The sequence below is a fragment of the Candidatus Williamhamiltonella defendens genome (assembly GCF_900699045.1).
Taxonomy (GTDB): Bacteria; Pseudomonadota; Gammaproteobacteria; order Enterobacterales; family Enterobacteriaceae; genus Hamiltonella; species Hamiltonella defensa_A.
Genome location: NZ_CAADHL010000002.1, coordinates 52,139 through 70,536, shown reverse-complemented (window position 1 = coordinate 70,536; position 18,398 = coordinate 52,139). Strand labels below are relative to the sequence as shown.

Sequence of the window (18,398 nt, the reverse complement as noted above, 5' to 3'; positions counted from 1 at the left end):
ATCCATACTAAAAATTGATGAGAGGATGTTTACATGATGAAAGAAATGCCCACTCTGGCTTTAATGCCTCATGGTAGCTTAGAAGCTTATCTTAGAGCATCGAATTCTTATGCAATGCTTACCGAAGAAGAAGAACGGGCCTTAGCGGAACGTCTTCATTCTCACGGCGATTTAAATGCCGCCAAGCAGCTTATTTTATCTCATTTACGTTTTGTCTCACACATCGCTCGTCATTACTCTGGCTATGGTCTTCCTCAAGCTGACTTGATTCAAGAAGGTAATATCGGCTTGATGAAAGCGGTTCGACGTTTTAACCCGAACATGGGTGTACGCTTGGTTTCTTTTGCGGTTCATTGGATCAAAGCAGAAATTCATGAATACGTTTTACGTAACTGGCGAATCGTTAAAGTGGCGACCACTAAAGCTCAACGCAAACTTTTTTTTAATTTACGCAAAGCGAAGCAACGTTTGGGTTGGTTTAGTCAAAATGAAGTTGACATGGTGGCAAAAGAATTAGGCGTGACCAGTAAAGATGTTCGAGAAATGGAATCACGCATGTCAGCACAGGATATGGCATTTGAATTACCATTAGAAGATGAATCTCGCGAGGGTCAATCGCCTGCGCCTGTAATGTATCTGGAAGATAAAAATTCTGATTTTGCAGATAATATCGAAGAAAATAATTGGGGAAATCATGCGGCGGACAGTCTATGGGTTGCATTAAAAGATTTAGACGAACGTAGCCAAGATATTATTCGCGCGCGTTGGCTGAATAATGACAACAAATCGACGCTACAGGAATTAGCGGATCGTTATGGTGTATCTCCCGAACGGGTTCGTCAATTAGAAAAAAATGCGATGAAAAAATTACGTTTATCCATAGGCATTTAATTTTTTATCAAGGACCTAAAAAATCGGGAGTTCGATTTTCCTAAAAATTTTGAGATGCTGTTTTAAGAAAATCAAAAGCATCCCCATAAATTCTGGCTGAATTTGCATTGCGCCTTTCACAAAATTGCTTTTGCGCAATTTTCGCCATTTCAAAACGACCCGCAATGTAAATCTCTTGTTCCGTTAGCAGCTCATAATCTTCTAAAACAGCGTTTAATACCGTTCCTGTTTTTCCTTTCCAACTTGGCTGAGCTTGTTCGATAACGGGCACAAAAGTAAACATTGAATGCTGGATACTCAAGGCCTGTAATGCTTCTAAATCATAAAGATGCTTTAATTCACGCCCCCCCCAATAAACGGATATTTCACGATGAGGTTGTTCCGATAACGCACTCAATAAGATAGAACGTACATAGGAAAACCCTGTCCCACCGGCAATCAATAAAAGAGGGTGCCGGCTGCCTTGACGAAACCAGGCATGACCATGCGGGATATCAATATCAATCCCTCTATTTTGAAAAATACGATCCATCACGGCCATGCCATAGGTGTTAGAATCTGAAGTCCCAATATGTAATTCAATTTCTTTTTTTTCTAGGGGAGTGGATGCCATAGAAAATGGACGATGGTTACCTTCGCCCATGATGATCATCAAATACTGCCCCGACTGAAATGAAAATTCGCCTAAAGGCGTTAATTTTACCCGATAGACTGTATCGTTAATGGATTCTACTGAGTTCACTTTACAGTTTAGAGTAGCCATTTATTTTTTCTTAATAGATTGTTGATTGAAGATATTCAGTTCGTCCCAAATGGCATCAATGCGATCACAAATACTTTTATCCATCTTAATAGACCGCCCCCAGACGCGTTTAGTTTCTGCTGACCACTTATTGGTGGCATCCAAGCCCATTTTTGACCCTAACCCTGCAACAGGGGAAGCAAAATCCAAATAATCAATCGGTGTATTTTCTATTAATAGAGTATCCCTTACAGGATCCATTCTGGTCGTAATAGCCCAGATCACATCATTCCAATTGCGAGCGTTAATATCATCATCACAAACAATCACAAATTTAGTGTACATAAATTGACGTAAAAATGACCACACGCCCATCATGACTTGTTTAGCGTGGCCAGCGTATTGCTTTCTTATAGTGACGACGGCTAAACGATACGAGCACCCTTCAGGAGGCAAATAAAAATCCACAATCTCAGGAAATTGTTTTTGCAAAATAGGAATAAAAACCTCGTTTAAAGCAGCCCCCAATATGGAAGGCTCATCAGGGGGGCGGCCCGTATAGGTGGAATGATAAATGGCGTCCTGTCGTTTGGTGATATGAGTAACTGTAAAAACAGGAAAATGCTCAGTTTCATTATAATAACCTGTATGATCACCATAAGGCCCTTCTGCAGCTGTCTCCTCTGGTTGAATATATCCTTCTAAAACGATTTCAGCATTAGCGGGCACTTGAAGATCAGAGGAAAGGCACTTGACGACCTCCGTTCTATAGCCACGCAATAAACCTGAAAATGCATATTCAGACAGTGTATCAGACACAGGTGTGACTGCACCTAAAATAGTTGCGGGATCAGCGCCCAAAGCGACAGCAATAGGGAAGGGTTGCCCAGGATTTGTTTTATACCATTCTCGATAATCTAATGCTCCGCCACGATGTGGAAGCCATCGCATAATGATCTTATTTTTTGATAGCACCTGTTGACGATAAATCCCTAAGTTTTGTCGCTCTTTATGAGGACCTCGTGTGATAGTTAGTCCCCAAGTGATGAGCGGTGCAACATCTCCTGGCCAGCAATGCATCGCAGGGAGACGACTGAGATCTACATTGTCTTTCCAAATTTCTTCCTGACAGGGCGCGGATGTCATTATTTTAGTCGGCATATTTAAAATTTGTTTAAATTTTGGCAATTTAGAAAAAAAATCACGAAAACCCTTGGGGGGTTCTGGCTCCTTTAAAAAAGCTAATAGCTGACCCAGCTCACGCAAGGTGCTGATGTCTTTCTGTCCCATCCCCATTGCAACTCTTTGAGTAGTACCAAAAAGGTTGCACAGAACCGGCATAGAATGCCCTTTTGGCTTCTCAAATAACAGAGCGGGCCCTTTAGCTCGCAAAGTACGATCAGAAATTTCGGTCATTTCCAGAAAAGGGTCAATAGTTTGATTGATACGTTTGAGTTCCCCTTTTTTTTCAAGTAAGACTAAAAAATTTCTGAGATCTTTGTATTTCATAATTGATCACGTTTTAAAAATTAAAATAAATCGTTTATAAGATATTGTCAGCGTTTTTATTTAGAGTACCGTATATACTATACTATTGATTGTCTTTTAACGTACTGCAGTATGATAAAATCATGGTATTTATTGTATTGCAAGCGGGGATAAGTTTTTTGAGCCTAAGAACTTTTAGAACGATAAAAGTGTCCTTTCTGACATCCTTGGTCAGAGTCGAAAAGCGATTGAGAGGCAAGCGCTTCTAAGTAGAAGAACCTTTTTTCAATTATTTATTGATCCATTTTGATCCGCACAATATTCACACCCACTGTATCAGAGCGACACGTGCCATAAGATATTTTGTGTGTTTTGGAAACCAGTGGGCGGTGATTACAGATATCGTTATCACTCAAATACAAGAGCGGACACTCGATAAATTAGTCTATTCTCGTAATCCCAAGCGCCCAGCGATCTTGTTTTAATCATCGAAGGCTCTTTTGTTGGATTACAATCAATTTATTCAGAACCTGATGGTAAAATGCGTTCTATCTTATTGATGAATATGCTTCATCAACAAGTTTAAAAAAGTTTTAAAAATAATGATTTTCAAAAAATAAGATTTTTATTTTTGAGCATTTTCATTTAGCCATTTTGCTATCTATTTCGCAAAATAAGTTAAGATAGCGTCTGCACCCACGTGCTTAAAATAAAGTAATAATTCCATAATAACGTCTTTTTCTTGTACTCATCTCGTCTTGGATGGCGGATTGATGCATAGCATATTCAACAGAGACTTGATAAGTAAAAGTTAGCACTCTAATAGTCTATTCGACTCGGCGTACAACATTCAAACAAGGCATACCATGTTTTACCATGACCATATCATCGTCTTCTTGTATATTTAGAGCCACTTCTTGTAAAGCTTCATCGGTATTAGCGGGATACATTTGATATGTTTTTATAGCCCCTATTAAAATGATAGCTTGAACCAACGTCTTCACGGAATGGGCGATAATAACAGGAAGCATATTTTCCTGCATACGCTATGATTGATATATTATAAAAACCTTACTTTCAAATTCAGATCGTATTACTCTAATACGCCCGTCCATCATATTGCTGGACACGATAATATCTGCGTCTACTTGAGAAAAAGCCTACCGTCCTAAAATCTTGTTAATGAGATTATTGATCACATCCTGAAGATACTTGATAACACCATCTTGAGCATGTTCAGTATAAGAATCTAATGCCACATCAGCTAAGACATCCAACTGAAGTAAATTATTTTTAATAAGCGAATTGCACGTTGCACTAATCCTTCGGGATGATAAGCTTCTTCTGCTTGTAATGATTTGAGGCTCGGCTCAATCACTGGAAATAAAGCCATCACAGGAATACTGAATTGAGCAACCTGCTCTGCCTATTTTAGTAAGAGATCAAGGCTCATCCTAAAAATATTAGGCATCAAAACGATCTCTTCACGACGAAAGTAACGTTCTATAATAAATACGTGGTAAATCAGGTCATTTAATCTGCGATGATATTCAGTCAGTAAACGACGTCTGAAACGATATCTGCGCCCACGGCGCATACGACGATAGGGCAAGTGCTTAGGCAAGCATTCATATTGATTTACTAAGTGATGGTGCATCTTGATTTAAGAGTCAATAATTAATGACGATGTTTTGAATCTCTGAAATAAATATATTCTTAGCAACCAGCTAAAAGCTTGCATAAAAACAAAAAAAAGATAGGATCACCAAAAATTTCGGCATGTAGCGCAGTTTGGTAGCGCACCGTCATGGGGTGGCGGGGGTCGGAGGTTCAAATCCTCTCATGCCGACCAAATAGCCTGTAAAATCCTCTTTTTTATTCTTTCTCATTTATCTCAATCACTTTTAATTATTTTTTGATAATAGACGAAGATATTCAAACATTTGTCTTGAAGCTTTTGGAAATTGATCAGCCGCTTTTTCTTTTTTAGCATTTCGAATCAAGCTCCGAATATGTTGACGGTCTGCTAATGGATACAGTTGCAATAGGTCCACAATCGTCCTGTCTCCTTTTTCTAGAAGCGAATCACGCAAATTTTCTAATTGGTGCAAAAGTACAATATCTTCACGATCACAGTGATATCGTTCATTTAATGCAGTTTTAATCGATTGTAGCTGCTCTTGTCGAGAGCGTAACATTTTGCCAATCAGTTGAATCTGTCGTCGATAGCCTTCTTTTTTTAGTTTTTGAGCCAGCTCAATAGCCGCTAGTAAATCTGTATCTAATGGAATATATTTTAAAGCCTGTTTGCTTAAATCAATCAATTCTCGGCCTAATTTTTTTAATGCCGCAGCATCTCGTTTTAATTTACTTTTACTGACAAAAATAGATTGCTTATGATTATCATTTTTTCTTTGAACTCTCTCATTAAGACCATGTTCAGATTTTTTATTGCTATTCATCAATATTTAAGCCATCGGCAAGTCATCAATTCAAGATAATATGTGGATAGAAGCGTGCAAGGTCTTGCATCATTAATTCATTATCTTCACGTAAGCCTATCCTATAGGGTTAATCATGAATCAACCTATTCACTATCACAGTATAACTGTCGAAAAAACGGGGTAATAGGTAAAATTTTTGTACGATCTTCTTTTCTGCCCCATACGGCCCTGCAGATTGCGCGATCTTTTCACATTCTTTTACGATTTCAATGTTTTCCCCTTCTATTGAAAAAAGAGGTTTAACCACGTAATTAGATAAATTGATGGCAGGATCATTAATAAAATAAGCAGATAAAAGATTAGGATGATGGGGACACATCTCCCACAACAAAAGTCACAGGGCTTTATTAGAAATAAAGCTTTTCCAATCAGGTTCCGACCAACTAATATAAGCGCCTTCTAATTTCGTTGAGAATATTTCTCTAAATATAAATTCCTAATGGTAGAGCTTGAACAAATATTGGATAACCTGATCATCTAGGTAAGTCAATTCGCTCTTTTCCCCTAACCCAATCTCGCCAATAAAAAGAAATCGGCCTTCCAGATCTGCTTCTTTGCACAGTATTTTAAATATTGCACTGTGGCAAGACCCTCTTCACTCTCCTGATAAGCGGTAAAATATAAAAAAGTAAAGCCATATTGAGATTTAAGATCAATAAAACGCTGAATCAATTTTTCTTGCAAACTATTATACTAGTCTGCTTCCATACTTAAGTGTTGAGCTTGTATTTGATCTTCCAGCCACAACCATTGAAAACATGTACGTTTCATACAACGAAGTGGACTGATCAACATTATTCTTAAGACGTTTTACGGTGTTTTGAGCGTCATAAACTAAATCCAGGCGTGAGTAAAGAGAAGGTTGGTTTGTATTCCATGAATCATTTACAAAATCCTAGCAATGCCGAGGAATATAAAATTGGGTCAGTTGTTCTTCACTATTAACGACTTTTCTACAGATTCTACGCACATTTGATACAACTTTGCTGTTGTATTTTCTAGTTCTTCAATCTGAGCGAGGGTCAATTGATAGTAAACTTCTTCATATCAGTAATCTTTACCATGCATGCTGTGAAAATAAAAATTAAATTCATCCGCTTTTTTACGACAATCTGGACGTTCTTTAATGGTGACATGTTTCATAACGAAAAACTAGCACGTATTATCTCCCGGACCTACGAGAGAAGGATTTTGAAGAAATACCGCCCTGTTTTATTGAGGCATATTGAGTAACGGTTTGGCCAAACCCCCCTCGAGTGAGGGTTTTTGTGACAGAAGGTTTTGGAGCAAGGGCACTTTTAGGCAGATTCATGGTACGACCATAAGTTGCTGCTCCATAATTTTTTCCTGTAGCATCCACAAACTTATCCTTCATAGGGCTAGTGGAAGATTGAGAAGTAAATAAAGGTTGCTGATTGAATCCTCCGCCCATAATTTTCCCCATCATGTAACCGGCCATTAATGGCATCCACATGCCACAACTTTCCTGCGGTTGTACAGTGCTATTTTTATCTGTTGTGGATGAAGTGGCCAGTATGTCCGCCTGTTCAGATGTTACTTTAGTACATTGTGATTGACCAAACTCAGCGACACAGTCTTCACGACTGGCATATTTAGGTGATGTTTTTATCGCCTCTTTTAATGCGACTTGATATGCCTGTACACACTGCTGATTCATAGAAGGATGGGCTTTGGAGCAATCGTCTGCATTTTGATAAAGCGAGACGGTTTGATCTGATTTTTCACACGCTGTTAAAAAAAATACCGTGCTAATAGATAATGCAATAGGAGCAAGCCGATAACCGCGCCAAGATTTACGTAATTTTTCTTTATGGATATGATAGATCTGTTTCATAGTCATTTACCTCACATTTTTATTTCAAAGATTTTATCACCAGCTTTATTAGCATTCTTTAAAAAATCTAAAATCAAAAAATAAACGCGTTGTTAACAGTGTGTTTATTTTCTATTTTTAGCCTTCAATGCTGTAGGAACCCATTGACCAGATGTCACTCTGGGATGCCCTCCAATATCTCTACAAGTGGAAACAGAAGAAAACCCGGTTTGATGGAATAATGTTTGTATTTTATCTGACTGCTGCCATCCATGCTCAAGTAACAACCAACCATAGGATGTCAGATAATGTGGAGCTTCTCTGATAATGTGTTTTAAATCTGCCATACCTTCATCTGCCGATACCAATGCGCTGAGCGGTTCGTAGCGCAGATCGCCTTTATTAAGATGAGGATCTTCGGCATCTATATAAGGCGGATTACTGACAATGACAGAAAAATATCCATTTATAGCCGAAAACCAGTTTCCCTGAAAAAAAGAAAGATGTTGCAACCCCAGTTTTTTTGCATTATGAGCAGCCAGTTTAACGGCTTCTTCTTTTATATCTGTACCAATAATCGTGCAATCTGAACGCTCACGCCTTAAAGCCAAGGCGATACACCCTGTTCCTGTACCTAAATCTAAAACACGTAAACTCCCCGGGGGGATATATTTCAACGCTTGCTCTACTAAACATTCGGTATCATAGCGTGGAATTAAGGTCACCGGTGATACATGGATAGGCAAAGACCAAAACTCACGTTCACCTATCAAATAAGCAATAGGTTCACCTTGCGCTCGACGGTGCACTATGATTTCAAGCGATGCCTGTTCTTCCACCGTTAATTTTGTCTCACTAAAACCAAGCAATACGCTACGAGGTTTACCTGTCACATATCCTAAAAGAATTTCGGCATCCCTTTTTGGGCTGTCACTTTGAGCTAATCTCTGAATGGTATCAATAAACCATTGCTGATAATTCATTTCATTCCTGTTCAGATAATGCGGAAAGAAGATCGGCTTGATGCTCACGTAAAAGAGGATGAATTAATATATCTAGCTTACCCGACATCACTTCATCTAAACGATATAAGGTGAGATTGATACGATGATCTGTGACGCGACCTTGAGGAAAATTATAAGTACGATGACGATCAGAGCGATCACCAGAGCCCAGCAAATTTCGCCGCTCAGAAGCTTGAACCTGTTGTCTTTTTTGCACCTGCGCGGCGTGCATACGCGCGCCTAATACAGACATCGCTTTTGCCTTGTTTTTATGCTGAGAACGCTCATCTTGACATTCAACCACAATGCCTGTTGGTAAATGTGTGATGCGAATCGCCGAATCTGTAGTATTGACATGCTGACCACCAGCACCGGATGAACGAAATGTGTCAATACGCAAATCAGAAAAAGTGATTTTGGGCAACTCTTCTTCAGGAATTTCTGGCATAACCGCAACAGTACAAGCCGAAGTGTGAATACGCCCCTGTGATTCAGTTGTAGGTACTCTTTGTACTCTATGGCCGCCGGATTCAAATTTTAATTGCCCATACACCCCTTCCCCAGAAATTTTGGTAATCATTTCTTTATAGCCGCCATGCTCACCTTCATGAGCACTGATGATTTCTATTTTCCACAAATGCGATTCGGCATATCTGGCATACATTCGGAATAAATCTCCGGCAAAAATCGCTGCTTCATCACCCCCTGTACCTGCCCGAATTTCTAGAAAACAACTTCTTGCATCATCGATATCTTTGGGTAATAACAAAATTTGTAACTGTTGTGTTAATTGCTCACTTTGAATTTTAGCTTTTTCTAATTCTTCAGTGGCCATTTCATGCATTTCAGGATCTTGCAACAAGCTTTTCGTAGCTATCATCTCATTTTGTATCTTAAGCCATTCTATAAAAAGCTCAGCAATGTTGCTGAGCTGAGAATATTCTCGAGACATCATACGAAAGCGTTCTTGATCTTGAATGGTCAAAGGATTTGCAAGGTGCGCTTGCAACTCTTGGTGACGCTCTTGTAATGCTTCTAATTTTTTAATAAAAGATGGCTTCATTTGTAATGCCAGTCCTATAACAAAAGAGATAAGAAATCGTTTTTTAATTAGGGTATCTTTTTTAGCAACCTGTTTTTTAAAATGAAGTAGTCTGGAGTATTCTAAGCTCTCATGCAAAAAATTAAAGCGCTCAATCTCACCATTAATAACTAGTTCTTTCAAAGAAGAGGTTGGCGCATGAATCAGCTAATCCCTCAGCTTATGTATCAATGCGTACAATGTTTTTCTAGATTATCTCCTTTTTGCATCGCCGATGATGCTTTTTCTGCGCGAGCAATCTGTATTTGATCTGCTTTAGAACTATATTTACGAATCATTTCAGACGCACTTTGTAATCTGACCCAAGAGATAAAATTAAGACTTTCTTATTTCATAATCGACTCCGATTTGAAAAAGGCTTTTTTTCGATGTGCAAGATGACGTTCAATAATACTTTATAAGTCATCGATATTATAGAGGTAAACATTTGGCACATGACCGACTTCGGGCTCATGTCTCTTAATACCGTAATATCTATAAAAATCATGGGCTAATGTCGTTGTTTTTTAAGCGCTTCCTTAATCATGTTTTTATCAATGATGGCAACTGGCTAGCTATTGAGCTTATGGTGATATTGGCTTCATATAAACGGGATGCTATATCTCCTGGAATATGATGACATCGGTGCCGAAGTCATTTCCGAAGCAAAGTGCCTTTTCAAAAGTATAATTTTGCAATAATAAGACGTTTACCTTATGTTTAAATAGATGACGCGCCATCAACTCAATGGTTTCTTCTGCTCTAATTAATAATACGGTAACTTTAGAAAGAGATTTAAAAATCCGCCTCGCTAGACTGCAGGCAGAAAACGCAAAAGAGACAGCGTTTACACCAATATCAGTTTCAGTTTACACTTGTTTTGCGACTGAAAAAGATTTTTGAAATAACCGCTTTAGGTCATAAGACAGGATTTGGTGCGGTTGAGATCGAGTAAATGCTTTTTAATTTGATCCAAAATTTGTAGATCTCCTAATATCAGACAGTCTAGACTGATCACAACACACATCAGATGCTCAACCGCCTAAACATCATAATACTAGTAGAAGCTTTTAATCAGCTCTTCAGGTTGTAGAAGCTTTTAATCAGCTCTTCAGGTTTCAGATAGTGATATTCACATAACCATTGAATCAGTTTTTTTCTCAACCTAACTGATTTTATGCGCTAATATAAAACTCAATGCGATTGCATGTGAATAAAAACCCGCTGCTTTTACCAGGGTTGTTTAGATTAAATGATGGAACTCCTGTTCAAAACAATCAGGTAAAAAACTCATTTTTCACGTAAAGCAACAGCTGTTGTTTTATTATTAACACCTAGCGCGAATAAAGTCATGACAAGAAATTTTGGATGATGATCTGAAAAGTTAAAAAACTTTTATAGAGATAAAGTAAGGTCTACTGTTTGAGTGGGATTCAACGTGATAGAAGAGATCCTTCTCATCTATAAAAAACAGCCCTCCATTCATGATCCTATTTTTTTAAAAAAGAGAATGTCAATATGCTAATCTTTAAAATTTGTTTTTATCGGTTATTACCATTGAGTGTTTTATTACTAGCTGCCTGTAGCGCTTTTAAAGCCCCCGAATTCTCTTCTGTATTAAAAAATCATATCGTTTCTGATCAATGGCAAGAATATCAGCATCAATTAAAACAAATTCAACAATTTCAAATTCAGGGATCAGTGGCTTATTTTTCTAATAAAAAAAAGGCCTCTGCGCGATTTTTTTGGCAACAATATTCACCTAAAAATTATCATTTATTGTTAATGAGCCATCTTGGCCAAACTGCATTTGAACTGAAAGTGACCAATGGACGTGTTGATATGGCTAAATATAAAGATCAAGGCGAGATAAAGGGTGATGCAGAAGAGATTTTATTCAAATTCACGGGAATACCGATTCCTTTGGAAGATTTGTCTCGTTGGATTATAGGCGCATCGAGCGATGCTGATGAGATCATTTTGAATCACCAATCTTGCCTAAAAATGCTGATTCATCACACAAAAGAACAAACCTGGAAGGTCTACTATCAAGCTTACAATACAAAAATAACGCCAATATTGCCTGAACGGCTTGAACTATATTTAATTTCTCCAAATCATCAAGATCAGAGAATGACACTCAAAATAAATCATTGGATATTAAAATGAAACTGGTTTTGGCTTCTCCAGCAAAACTTAACGTATTTCTTTATATCACAGGGAAGCAGCCTGATGGTTATCATCAATTGCAGACCCTGTTTATTTTTCTCAATTATGGGGATGAAATCACGATTGTGCCTCGCCAAGACGAACAAATCCTTTTAATGACGCCCATCCCGAATGTGAGTCATGATCAAAATTTAGTAGTTCGAGCGGCACGTTTGTTACAACAGCAGCCAAGAAAAAAATCACAAACAGGCTCTTTACCAAGAGGGGCTGAGATCAGCATTAAAAAATACGTACCAATAGGAGGGGGATTAGGGGGTGGATCCTCTAATGCGGCAACGGTGTTATTGGCCCTGAATCACTTATGGAGATTCAATTTTAGCGAAAATGAACTGGCAGTGCTAGGTTTAAAATTAGGAACAGATGTCCCTGTTTTTATTTATGGAAACTCAGCTTTTGCAGAGGGTGTAGGAGATCGTCTGCAACCTGTTAAATGGCCCCTAAAATGGTATTTAGTTTTATATTCTGATGTGAAGATTTCAACCAAAATGGTTTTTTCTGATCCTCAGTTAAAAAGGAACACGCCCAGACGCTCACTATCAACACTTTTGGACGCACCTTATCATAATGATTGCGAATCTATTGTAAGAAAACATTTTCCTAAAGTTGATGAACTGCTTTCTTGGATTTCAAAATATGCGCCGGCACGCCTAACTGGAACGGGCGCCTGTATTTTTAGTGAATTTAATACAGAATCCGAGGCACGTGACATACTCGAGAAGGTTCCCAAGGGGATCTATGGTTTTGTGACATATAGCACCCAAATTTCTCCTTTAAAAAGGAAGCTGAAAAAATTAGCAATAGACTCAGACACCCTCAACCGATGAGTTGCAACTTCAATATTAAGAGAAATACTCGCCGTGCTATAATGGATGGTAAACGCAAAAGTAAAAACAGGCCAAGCGTGCCGAAAAAATTTTCTCGGAGCAACACCTGAAAGAAAGAGCAACAAGGCATGTACTAAAAATATCATCCCCAAACCTACATAAGAGGCAATCACAAAATGACCTGATTTCAATATGTGATGAACATCAGTAGTGGCAACTATTTTTGTCATCATGCTCCAGACAACATAAGGGGTGAGTAGCATACTCAAAGGTGACTCAATTCATAACCAATGCCAACAAACTCATCATAATGAGTAAATACATTAGAAGTCGCCAAAAATTGAAAGTTTTTTAACATAAAGCTGTATAAAAGTAGCTATATCAGTTTGCCAATACAGTGCGATAAGAACTAATAATACACAAAATATTCGTTCTGATAATTGACTTCTTTTTGTATTAATCAAAGGAATTCGAAAACGTTGTCGATATGGCCAAAAAAGGGGAATGCCTGATGGCGTTAACATGTCGGCCAGTAAATGACTTAAATATCCTACCACCATCCCCTGTAGCACATCTGTTGCGAAAACACCATGACTTGCAAAATTGATCTGAAATAAAATGATTCCGGCAATAATCGCAAAAAGACTGTGAGTGAAACCTCTATGGCCGAATACACGGAAAATTGGGCGTGAAATCCATCTTAATCTTTGTCCTAAGAGGGAATAAGGATGATCAATATCAGGTAATAAGGATGTTAACAGTGAGGCTGGGATAATATGCCACCAATCTCCATTCGCTAATTGAGGTGTCAATGCGGCTTTTTTAGCAAAAATGGCACAAGCGATAGAAAAAATTAAATGTCCTTCCCCGGTCATTTTTTGATGCCATTAATTTGCTTATAAATTGATGCACTCATAAAAATGACTGCCTGTACTATCACAATAAAAAGCTCTGTAGCATCATCGATGTGAACGCTCAATAAAATGCCGGAAATACAGGAAAGCACTGCAACTAAAATCGTGATGATCAACATTTGATGAAATTGTTGATATAGCATTAAAGCAGTCATGCTAGGTGCTATCAACATCGCTATCACCAATATCACTCTAACCGCTTGAAAAGACGCCACAATCGTCAATGAAAGTAAAAAAGTAACCCATAATTTAATAATGTAACGTGTAATCCGATGATTTTGGCATGATTATTATCAAAATAGTACAATATAAAATCTTTACGTTTGAATAGCATTACAAAAAAGTCACCCTAGAGATCCAGATGGTTTGATGAAATTTAGATATTGTAACGCCTAATATATGACCAAATAAAAGATGACCATTACAGTATCTTTTTTGACTCTACTGTTTTCTTTGATATATCCAATGGCAAAAGCGTAAAAAATACTAGAAGCAAATGCGCCTATTAGTAATAATAGGTATTCCTAATAAAAAGGCAAGCACAATACTGGGTAATACCGCATGAGAAATGGTATCCCCCATTCATGACCAACCTTTGAATACCAAGTAGCATGAAAACATAGAACATACCATGCCTGTCACTACGGAAATTATTAATGCTCTCTGCATAAAAGGATAGGTAAAAGGTTCCGTGATCAGATTCAAAACAGTATTCATCAAGATTTTCATTAAGGAAGACTTAGGCAATTTTTATAGATATGATAACGACGAGCCAATACACTATATTTAGGAGAAAAATACAAAGCCAATAAAAACAACGTTTATAGAGTGACGATTATCCCGTCCGTGTAACCATTAAGGTAAAAACTTCAATAAGCACCAAGATTACTAGTCACGGGACCAATCATAATCGCCATGATCAATAAATAGCCAAAACGATCTGTTAGAAGATAAGCGGTTGGCTAGGTGTGGATCACCATAGAGATCACTAAAATGGCACCCACCGTTTGCAATGTTACAACCGTTCAAGCACTCAGGAGTGTAAAAAAGATCATTTTTAATCGAAACGGTGATAAGCCAATAGAAACCGCATGATTTTCATCAAAAAAGACCACCCATAAATCTTTCCAAAAGATACAGAGAATGAACATGCTACGACCGTCATTATTATCCGTTGATACCAAAATTAAGTGATTGTTATCCTGTAAAATACGTAATAAATCAATAATGGCGTTTTCTTTTGTAATGTCAGCACCACTGAAAGACCAGTCAAGTAGCAACACGGGCACTTCTTGTGCCAGTGACCGGGCTAAAAATACCCGTTTTTTTGACCTCCAGATAGCTCCTCAATTTGTCGGTTTGCGAATTCAGATGCGCCCATACGCTCTATGGCCTGATTGACAATATTGTTATCTTTTCAACTGGGGATTCGCAAAATCTTTATTTTTCCATAGCGCCCCATCATGGCCGCATCTTTCACCAGGACAGGTAAATACCAATCAATATCTTCTATTTGCAGTACGTAAGCAATGCTGTTTTTACGCAAAGCATCGAGAGAGGTTGATGATTTAATCTCACATGACCTAAAGATGGTTTAAGAAGCGATATAATGCTGTTAAACAAAGTCTATTTAGGGCTACCATTGACGCCTGATAGTTAACATATCATCCCGCCTGATAAAGTAACACTCATATCATAAATGACGGTATAACTATTTTTATAAGTGACAGAAACGTTTTCTACCACAAACTTATAGCGGATAAAGGTGTCATTTTCTCGGTACAGGCTCATTTTTATTGGAGAGGGAATCCATATAAAGAACTCCTCTATATCGTGCGCCTATTTCTTCACTGAGCTGTTTTGCAGATTTGTCAGATATGGTACTTTTAATAAATACAAGGGGATGCGATATTGACAAACAATATCAATTACTTAACGAATTTGCTAAGCAGATCCTTCCTCCTCTGTATTGATCTGCCAAAAATAAACTTCCTTGAAAGCGTAATCTTGTGCCAAATAACTGAAAGTCCCTTCGCTGGTGACTAACCTGCGTTGATTTTTTGGAATACGAGCTAAACGTGCCCGCAATCGCGCATCTATGGGATGAATTTAAAGAGCATAATTCTCAGCATTTCGCTGATACACTGCGGCATGTTCGGGATCATGTTTTTTGAAAGCATTGAAAATATTATCAATATAAATTAAAGCATTAGAAGCAGACATCCAGGTGTGAGGATTAGGAATGCCATGGTAAAGCCCCTCGCAGATAGGTAAGAGTTGTATATTTTTGGTCACAATCACCTCGGGAACCTGTTTGACATTTTCAAAAAAACGTTCGAACCAACGTTCTAGATGCATCTCATTCCATAGAATTAAATCAGAGGATTATGCTTTCAAAGTATCGCTTGGAGTAGGCTGATAACCATGTATTTTTGCGCCTGGTTTAGTAATGGACTCTATTATAGCCGCATTGCCTACAATATTTTGGGCAATATCCTGAATAATGGTAAAAGTAGTGATGACTTTAAATACCCTATAATTTTTAGAAGCCGATATTTCGGCATGGCTAAAAGTACTGATTGAAAACAACGAAATCCATAATAATGTGATATAAAAAAACGAAGGCGATAAAAATGATTCGAAACGTAATCAATAGTTTGCTGCTTTAAAACCGTATTGTAATATTTATTAAACATATATGTTATTTTTTGTTAATTTTAAAAAATGTCATTTAAATGAAGGAAATATTTTAGAAATACATTAATTTTTAAACAATGCTATTGTTTACTATAAATTTAATAAAAAATTCCATGAGTATTAATAAAGGAAAATTATAGTGCTAAAAAAAAAACATATGCGATAAGGTATGCTCACGGTCAACCCGTGAAACATATTTTTTCAGATTTTCACTCGCAACCTCAATATTCCAGAATACCGAAATTACCTCTGACAATCACAAAAACGTTCCGGGTCATGGTGTGGAATATTTTAAAACAACAACGAAAAGGTTGGCTTTCTGTGCTTAAAAAAAACGGAGAGAATACAGCGCTAATGTTGCTACAGGAAGTAAAAACAAATCCAAAAATGCTCGATTTTGTTGCCTCTTATTACTTAACAGCCGATCAAGTCCCGGCTTTTTCATTGCCTAAGCATTCCTATGGTGTTATGACATTATCCTCAGCTTTTCCTATTTATTGTTATCCACTACGCACAAGAGAGCCTCTATTAGGCTTTTCAAAATCTGCATTAATCACAGTCTACCCAACTTATAAAGAAAATTTATTGATGGTAATCAATATTCATGCAATTAATTTCAGTCTAGGTATTGAAAATTATAATCAACAACTTGAACCTATTGGGAAAAAAATAGCGGCCCATAAAGGGCCCGTGATTTTAGCGGGAGATTTTAATACTTGGAGTAAAAAGAGAGTAAAAGCTCTAAAAATATTTACTCAAAACATGAACTTGGAAGAGGTTTTATTTCCTGTTGATAATCGAAGCTTAATTTTTGGGAGACCACTAGACTTTATTTTTTTTAGAGGCCTTAATCTGATCCATTCCTCTGTATTAGCCACACAAGCCTCAGATCATAATCCTTTGGTAGTTCAATTCGATATTTTATCAAATACTATTGATTAATATCAGTGCTTACCCATTAAGATAATTTAACTCATTTTTCAGCTGTAAAATTGCGCGATTTTTAAAAAATTTAAATTTTCTAATTGATTCCAATTTTTTACATCATGAATCTTAATTTTCATTCTCTGAGCAATACCAGATAATGTATCCCCTACTGCAACTTTATAAAATACAGAGGGCATATCATCATTTTTATGATTTGCTAAAAGCGTCGCATCCTCCGGTAATTTTTTCTTTATTTTTAAAGCAATTTTAAATTGTTGGGCATGAGATTGAGGCACCATAAAATAATGAGGCCCACTCAATGGGGTACTGCTATATTTATACCCAAAATTATATAATTTAAATTTAGATAAAGGTAATCCAGACATTTCAGCCGCTTGAGTTAATTTCATAGGATGATCGAGATTGACTACAATTAAACCTCTATTTTCATCAGATATTGGTAATTTTACCCCATATTTTTCACTGTTTTTAATAATGTCACTCAAAGCGAGCATTTTAGGGATATACAAAGAGGTTTCTCTCGGGAGAGATAAAGCCCAAAAATGAGTCGGTTTCCCCTGTGCTTTATTGGCTTTTATTTGTCTCAATACACAATATTCCCCGCAGTTATAAGCGGCGATGGTCAGCAACCAGTCTCCGTTGAACTTACGATTTAAATTTTGCATTAAATCTAAGGCAGCATAGGTGGAAGCAAGTATATCGTGACGGCCATCATACCATTCATTTTGTTTTACACCATAATATTTAGCAGTACTAGACAACATTTGCCACAATCCGGCAGCCTTAGCAGATGAAATAGCGGCTGGATTAAAATTACTTTCTACTATGGGGAGTAAAACCAATTTCATTGGCATGTTGCGTTTTTGAATCTCTTCAGTAATAAGATACATGTAAGGCTCAGCATTTAATGCCAGATTGTAAAAATTTTGTTTAGTTTTTAAGAGCTTTTCTTTTTGCTCACGAATGCGCTCATTATCCTCCATCAGTTCGTTTAAATGAACTTTAACAAAATACCATAGATTTTTCTGCTCTAAATTTTTAATGTTCTGAGTATTAGATTTAAAGTCAGCTTCTGATTTTTTTACTGTCAACCCTGCATTGACATTTCGGGTCACCATTGTTTTTTTAGTGGAAACAGATATAGAATTTTTAATAGGGTTTTCAGATTGTTTCTGGTATTTAATAGACTGACAGCTGGCTAAAAAAACAGCAGACAGAAATATAGTTTTTATTTTCATAGAA

Annotated in this window: 14 protein-coding genes, 1 tRNA gene and 8 pseudogenes; 5 read left to right on the top strand and 18 right to left on the bottom strand. The window is 37.3% G+C overall.

Annotated elements, in window-relative coordinates:
* Nucleotides 1-33 precede the first annotated feature (33 nt).
* Nucleotides 34-891, top strand: a complete 858-nt coding sequence (gene rpoH / locus CICURV3402_RS03440) for an RNA polymerase sigma factor RpoH (protein WP_158379859.1) — start codon at nucleotides 34-36, stop codon at nucleotides 889-891.
* Nucleotides 892-931: 40 nt separating this feature from the next.
* Here the strand turns inward: rpoH and fre are convergent, their stop codons facing one another.
* The 3 genes and pseudogenes from fre to hemB all read right to left on the bottom strand — a co-directional run bounded on the left by fre (nucleotide 932) and on the right by hemB (nucleotide 4,778).
* Nucleotides 932-1,654: an NAD(P)H-flavin reductase gene (gene fre, locus CICURV3402_RS03435; RefSeq protein WP_158379858.1), complete on the bottom strand. Its 723-nt coding sequence runs from the start codon at nucleotides 1,652-1,654 to the stop codon at nucleotides 932-934.
* Nucleotides 1,655-3,142 (bottom strand): 4-hydroxy-3-polyprenylbenzoate decarboxylase, encoded by a 1,488-nt coding sequence (gene ubiD / locus CICURV3402_RS03430; protein WP_158379857.1) that lies wholly within the window; start codon nucleotides 3,140-3,142, stop codon nucleotides 1,655-1,657.
* Between the two features lie 640 nt (nucleotides 3,143-3,782).
* Nucleotides 3,783-4,778: pseudogene (gene hemB, locus CICURV3402_RS03420) on the bottom strand (porphobilinogen synthase).
* Between the two features lie 118 nt (nucleotides 4,779-4,896).
* On the opposite strand from hemB, the gene CICURV3402_RS03415 reads away from it, so the two are divergent.
* Nucleotides 4,897-4,973, top strand: a tRNA-Pro gene (locus tag CICURV3402_RS03415).
* Nucleotides 4,974-5,025: 52 nt separating this feature from the next.
* Here the strand turns inward: CICURV3402_RS03415 and yjgA are convergent.
* From yjgA to hemA, 6 genes and pseudogenes are all read right to left on the bottom strand, one after another.
* Nucleotides 5,026-5,583: a ribosome biogenesis factor YjgA gene (yjgA, locus tag CICURV3402_RS03410; protein WP_158379856.1), complete on the bottom strand. Its 558-nt coding sequence runs from the start codon at nucleotides 5,581-5,583 to the stop codon at nucleotides 5,026-5,028.
* Between the two features lie 25 nt (nucleotides 5,584-5,608).
* Nucleotides 5,609-6,768: pseudogene (locus CICURV3402_RS03405) on the bottom strand (glutathionylspermidine synthase family protein).
* A 19-nt stretch (nucleotides 6,769-6,787) separates the two neighbouring features.
* Nucleotides 6,788-7,480 (bottom strand): DUF1190 family protein, encoded by a 693-nt coding sequence (locus CICURV3402_RS03400; RefSeq protein ID WP_158379855.1) that lies wholly within the window; start codon nucleotides 7,478-7,480, stop codon nucleotides 6,788-6,790.
* A 104-nt stretch (nucleotides 7,481-7,584) separates the two neighbouring features.
* Nucleotides 7,585-8,442, bottom strand: a complete 858-nt coding sequence (prmC, locus tag CICURV3402_RS03395; protein WP_158379854.1) for a peptide chain release factor N(5)-glutamine methyltransferase — start codon at nucleotides 8,440-8,442, stop codon at nucleotides 7,585-7,587.
* A gap of 1 nt (nucleotide 8,443) precedes the next feature.
* On the bottom strand, nucleotides 8,444-9,526 hold the full coding sequence (gene prfA / locus CICURV3402_RS03390) for a peptide chain release factor 1 (protein ID WP_158380009.1): 1,083 nt from the start codon (nucleotides 9,524-9,526) through the stop codon (nucleotides 8,444-8,446).
* Between the two features lie 102 nt (nucleotides 9,527-9,628).
* Nucleotides 9,629-10,897, bottom strand: a pseudogene (gene hemA / locus CICURV3402_RS07350) (glutamyl-tRNA reductase); the annotation flags it as partial.
* A 165-nt stretch (nucleotides 10,898-11,062) separates the two neighbouring features.
* Between hemA and lolB the strand changes: the two are divergent.
* Complete coding sequence (gene lolB, locus CICURV3402_RS03380; RefSeq protein ID WP_158379853.1) at nucleotides 11,063-11,713, top strand: lipoprotein insertase outer membrane protein LolB; 651 nt, start codon at nucleotides 11,063-11,065, stop codon at nucleotides 11,711-11,713.
* A complete protein-coding gene (ispE, locus tag CICURV3402_RS03375; RefSeq protein ID WP_158379852.1) occupies nucleotides 11,710-12,597 on the top strand; it encodes a 4-(cytidine 5'-diphospho)-2-C-methyl-D-erythritol kinase in 888 nt (295 codons plus the stop codon). The genes lolB and ispE overlap by 4 nt, the downstream gene beginning before the upstream one ends.
* Here the strand turns inward: ispE and CICURV3402_RS03370 are convergent.
* From CICURV3402_RS03370 to CICURV3402_RS03345, 8 genes and pseudogenes are all read right to left on the bottom strand, one after another.
* The gene (locus CICURV3402_RS03370; RefSeq protein WP_235667654.1) at nucleotides 12,507-12,827 is read right to left on the bottom strand and encodes a cation:dicarboxylate symporter family transporter; all 321 of its coding nucleotides are present in this window, start codon (nucleotides 12,825-12,827) and stop codon (nucleotides 12,507-12,509) included. The genes ispE and CICURV3402_RS03370 overlap by 91 nt on opposite strands.
* A gap of 93 nt (nucleotides 12,828-12,920) precedes the next feature.
* The gene (locus tag CICURV3402_RS03365) at nucleotides 12,921-13,472 is read right to left on the bottom strand and encodes a metal-dependent hydrolase (RefSeq protein ID WP_158379850.1); all 552 of its coding nucleotides are present in this window, start codon (nucleotides 13,470-13,472) and stop codon (nucleotides 12,921-12,923) included.
* Nucleotides 13,469-13,845, bottom strand: a pseudogene (locus tag CICURV3402_RS07155) (metal ABC transporter permease). Before CICURV3402_RS07155 ends, CICURV3402_RS03365 begins: the two are co-directional and overlap by 4 nt.
* Before the next feature lie 58 nt (nucleotides 13,846-13,903).
* On the bottom strand, nucleotides 13,904-13,978 hold the full coding sequence (locus tag CICURV3402_RS07150; protein ID WP_268904301.1) for a hypothetical protein: 75 nt from the start codon (nucleotides 13,976-13,978) through the stop codon (nucleotides 13,904-13,906).
* A 19-nt stretch (nucleotides 13,979-13,997) separates the two neighbouring features.
* A pseudogene (locus tag CICURV3402_RS07145) lies at nucleotides 13,998-14,132 on the bottom strand (metal ABC transporter permease).
* Between the two features lie 107 nt (nucleotides 14,133-14,239).
* Nucleotides 14,240-14,671, bottom strand: a pseudogene (locus CICURV3402_RS03355) (metal ABC transporter permease); the annotation flags it as partial.
* A gap of 6 nt (nucleotides 14,672-14,677) precedes the next feature.
* A pseudogene (locus tag CICURV3402_RS03350) lies at nucleotides 14,678-15,302 on the bottom strand (ATP-binding cassette domain-containing protein); the annotation flags it as partial.
* Nucleotides 15,280-16,091 (bottom strand): annotated as a pseudogene (locus tag CICURV3402_RS03345) (metal ABC transporter solute-binding protein, Zn/Mn family). The pseudogenes CICURV3402_RS03350 and CICURV3402_RS03345, both read right to left, overlap by 23 nt.
* A gap of 240 nt (nucleotides 16,092-16,331) precedes the next feature.
* Here CICURV3402_RS03345 and CICURV3402_RS03340 point away from each other — a divergent pair.
* Nucleotides 16,332-17,150: an endonuclease/exonuclease/phosphatase family protein gene (locus CICURV3402_RS03340; RefSeq protein ID WP_158379849.1), complete on the top strand. Its 819-nt coding sequence runs from the start codon at nucleotides 16,332-16,334 to the stop codon at nucleotides 17,148-17,150.
* Nucleotides 17,151-17,188: 38 nt separating this feature from the next.
* On the opposite strand, the gene CICURV3402_RS03335 is transcribed toward CICURV3402_RS03340, so the two are convergent.
* Nucleotides 17,189-18,394 (bottom strand): transglycosylase SLT domain-containing protein, encoded by a 1,206-nt coding sequence (locus tag CICURV3402_RS03335; RefSeq protein WP_235667624.1) that lies wholly within the window; start codon nucleotides 18,392-18,394, stop codon nucleotides 17,189-17,191.
* Between the last annotated feature and the right edge of the window lie 4 nt (nucleotides 18,395-18,398).

Coding starts and splice junctions, on each gene's coding strand:
- rpoH (WP_158379859.1), top strand. CDS start 34: ATGATGAAAGAAATGCCCACTCTGGCTTTAATGCCTCATGGTAGCTTA.
- fre (WP_158379858.1), bottom strand. CDS start 1,654: ATGGCTACTCTAAACTGTAAAGTGAACTCAGTAGAATCCATTAACGAT.
- ubiD (WP_158379857.1), bottom strand. CDS start 3,142: ATGAAATACAAAGATCTCAGAAATTTTTTAGTCTTACTTGAAAAAAAA.
- yjgA (WP_158379856.1), bottom strand. CDS start 5,583: ATGAATAGCAATAAAAAATCTGAACATGGTCTTAATGAGAGAGTTCAA.
- CICURV3402_RS03400 (WP_158379855.1), bottom strand. CDS start 7,480: ATGAAACAGATCTATCATATCCATAAAGAAAAATTACGTAAATCTTGG.
- prmC (WP_158379854.1), bottom strand. CDS start 8,442: ATGAATTATCAGCAATGGTTTATTGATACCATTCAGAGATTAGCTCAA.
- prfA (WP_158380009.1), bottom strand. CDS start 9,526: ATGAAGCCATCTTTTATTAAAAAATTAGAAGCATTACAAGAGCGTCAC.
- lolB (WP_158379853.1), top strand. CDS start 11,063: ATGCTAATCTTTAAAATTTGTTTTTATCGGTTATTACCATTGAGTGTT.
- ispE (WP_158379852.1), top strand. CDS start 11,710: ATGAAACTGGTTTTGGCTTCTCCAGCAAAACTTAACGTATTTCTTTAT.
- CICURV3402_RS03370 (WP_235667654.1), bottom strand. CDS start 12,827: ATGACAAAAATAGTTGCCACTACTGATGTTCATCACATATTGAAATCA.
- CICURV3402_RS03365 (WP_158379850.1), bottom strand. CDS start 13,472: ATGACCGGGGAAGGACATTTAATTTTTTCTATCGCTTGTGCCATTTTT.
- CICURV3402_RS03335 (WP_235667624.1), bottom strand. CDS start 18,394: ATGAAAATAAAAACTATATTTCTGTCTGCTGTTTTTTTAGCCAGCTGT.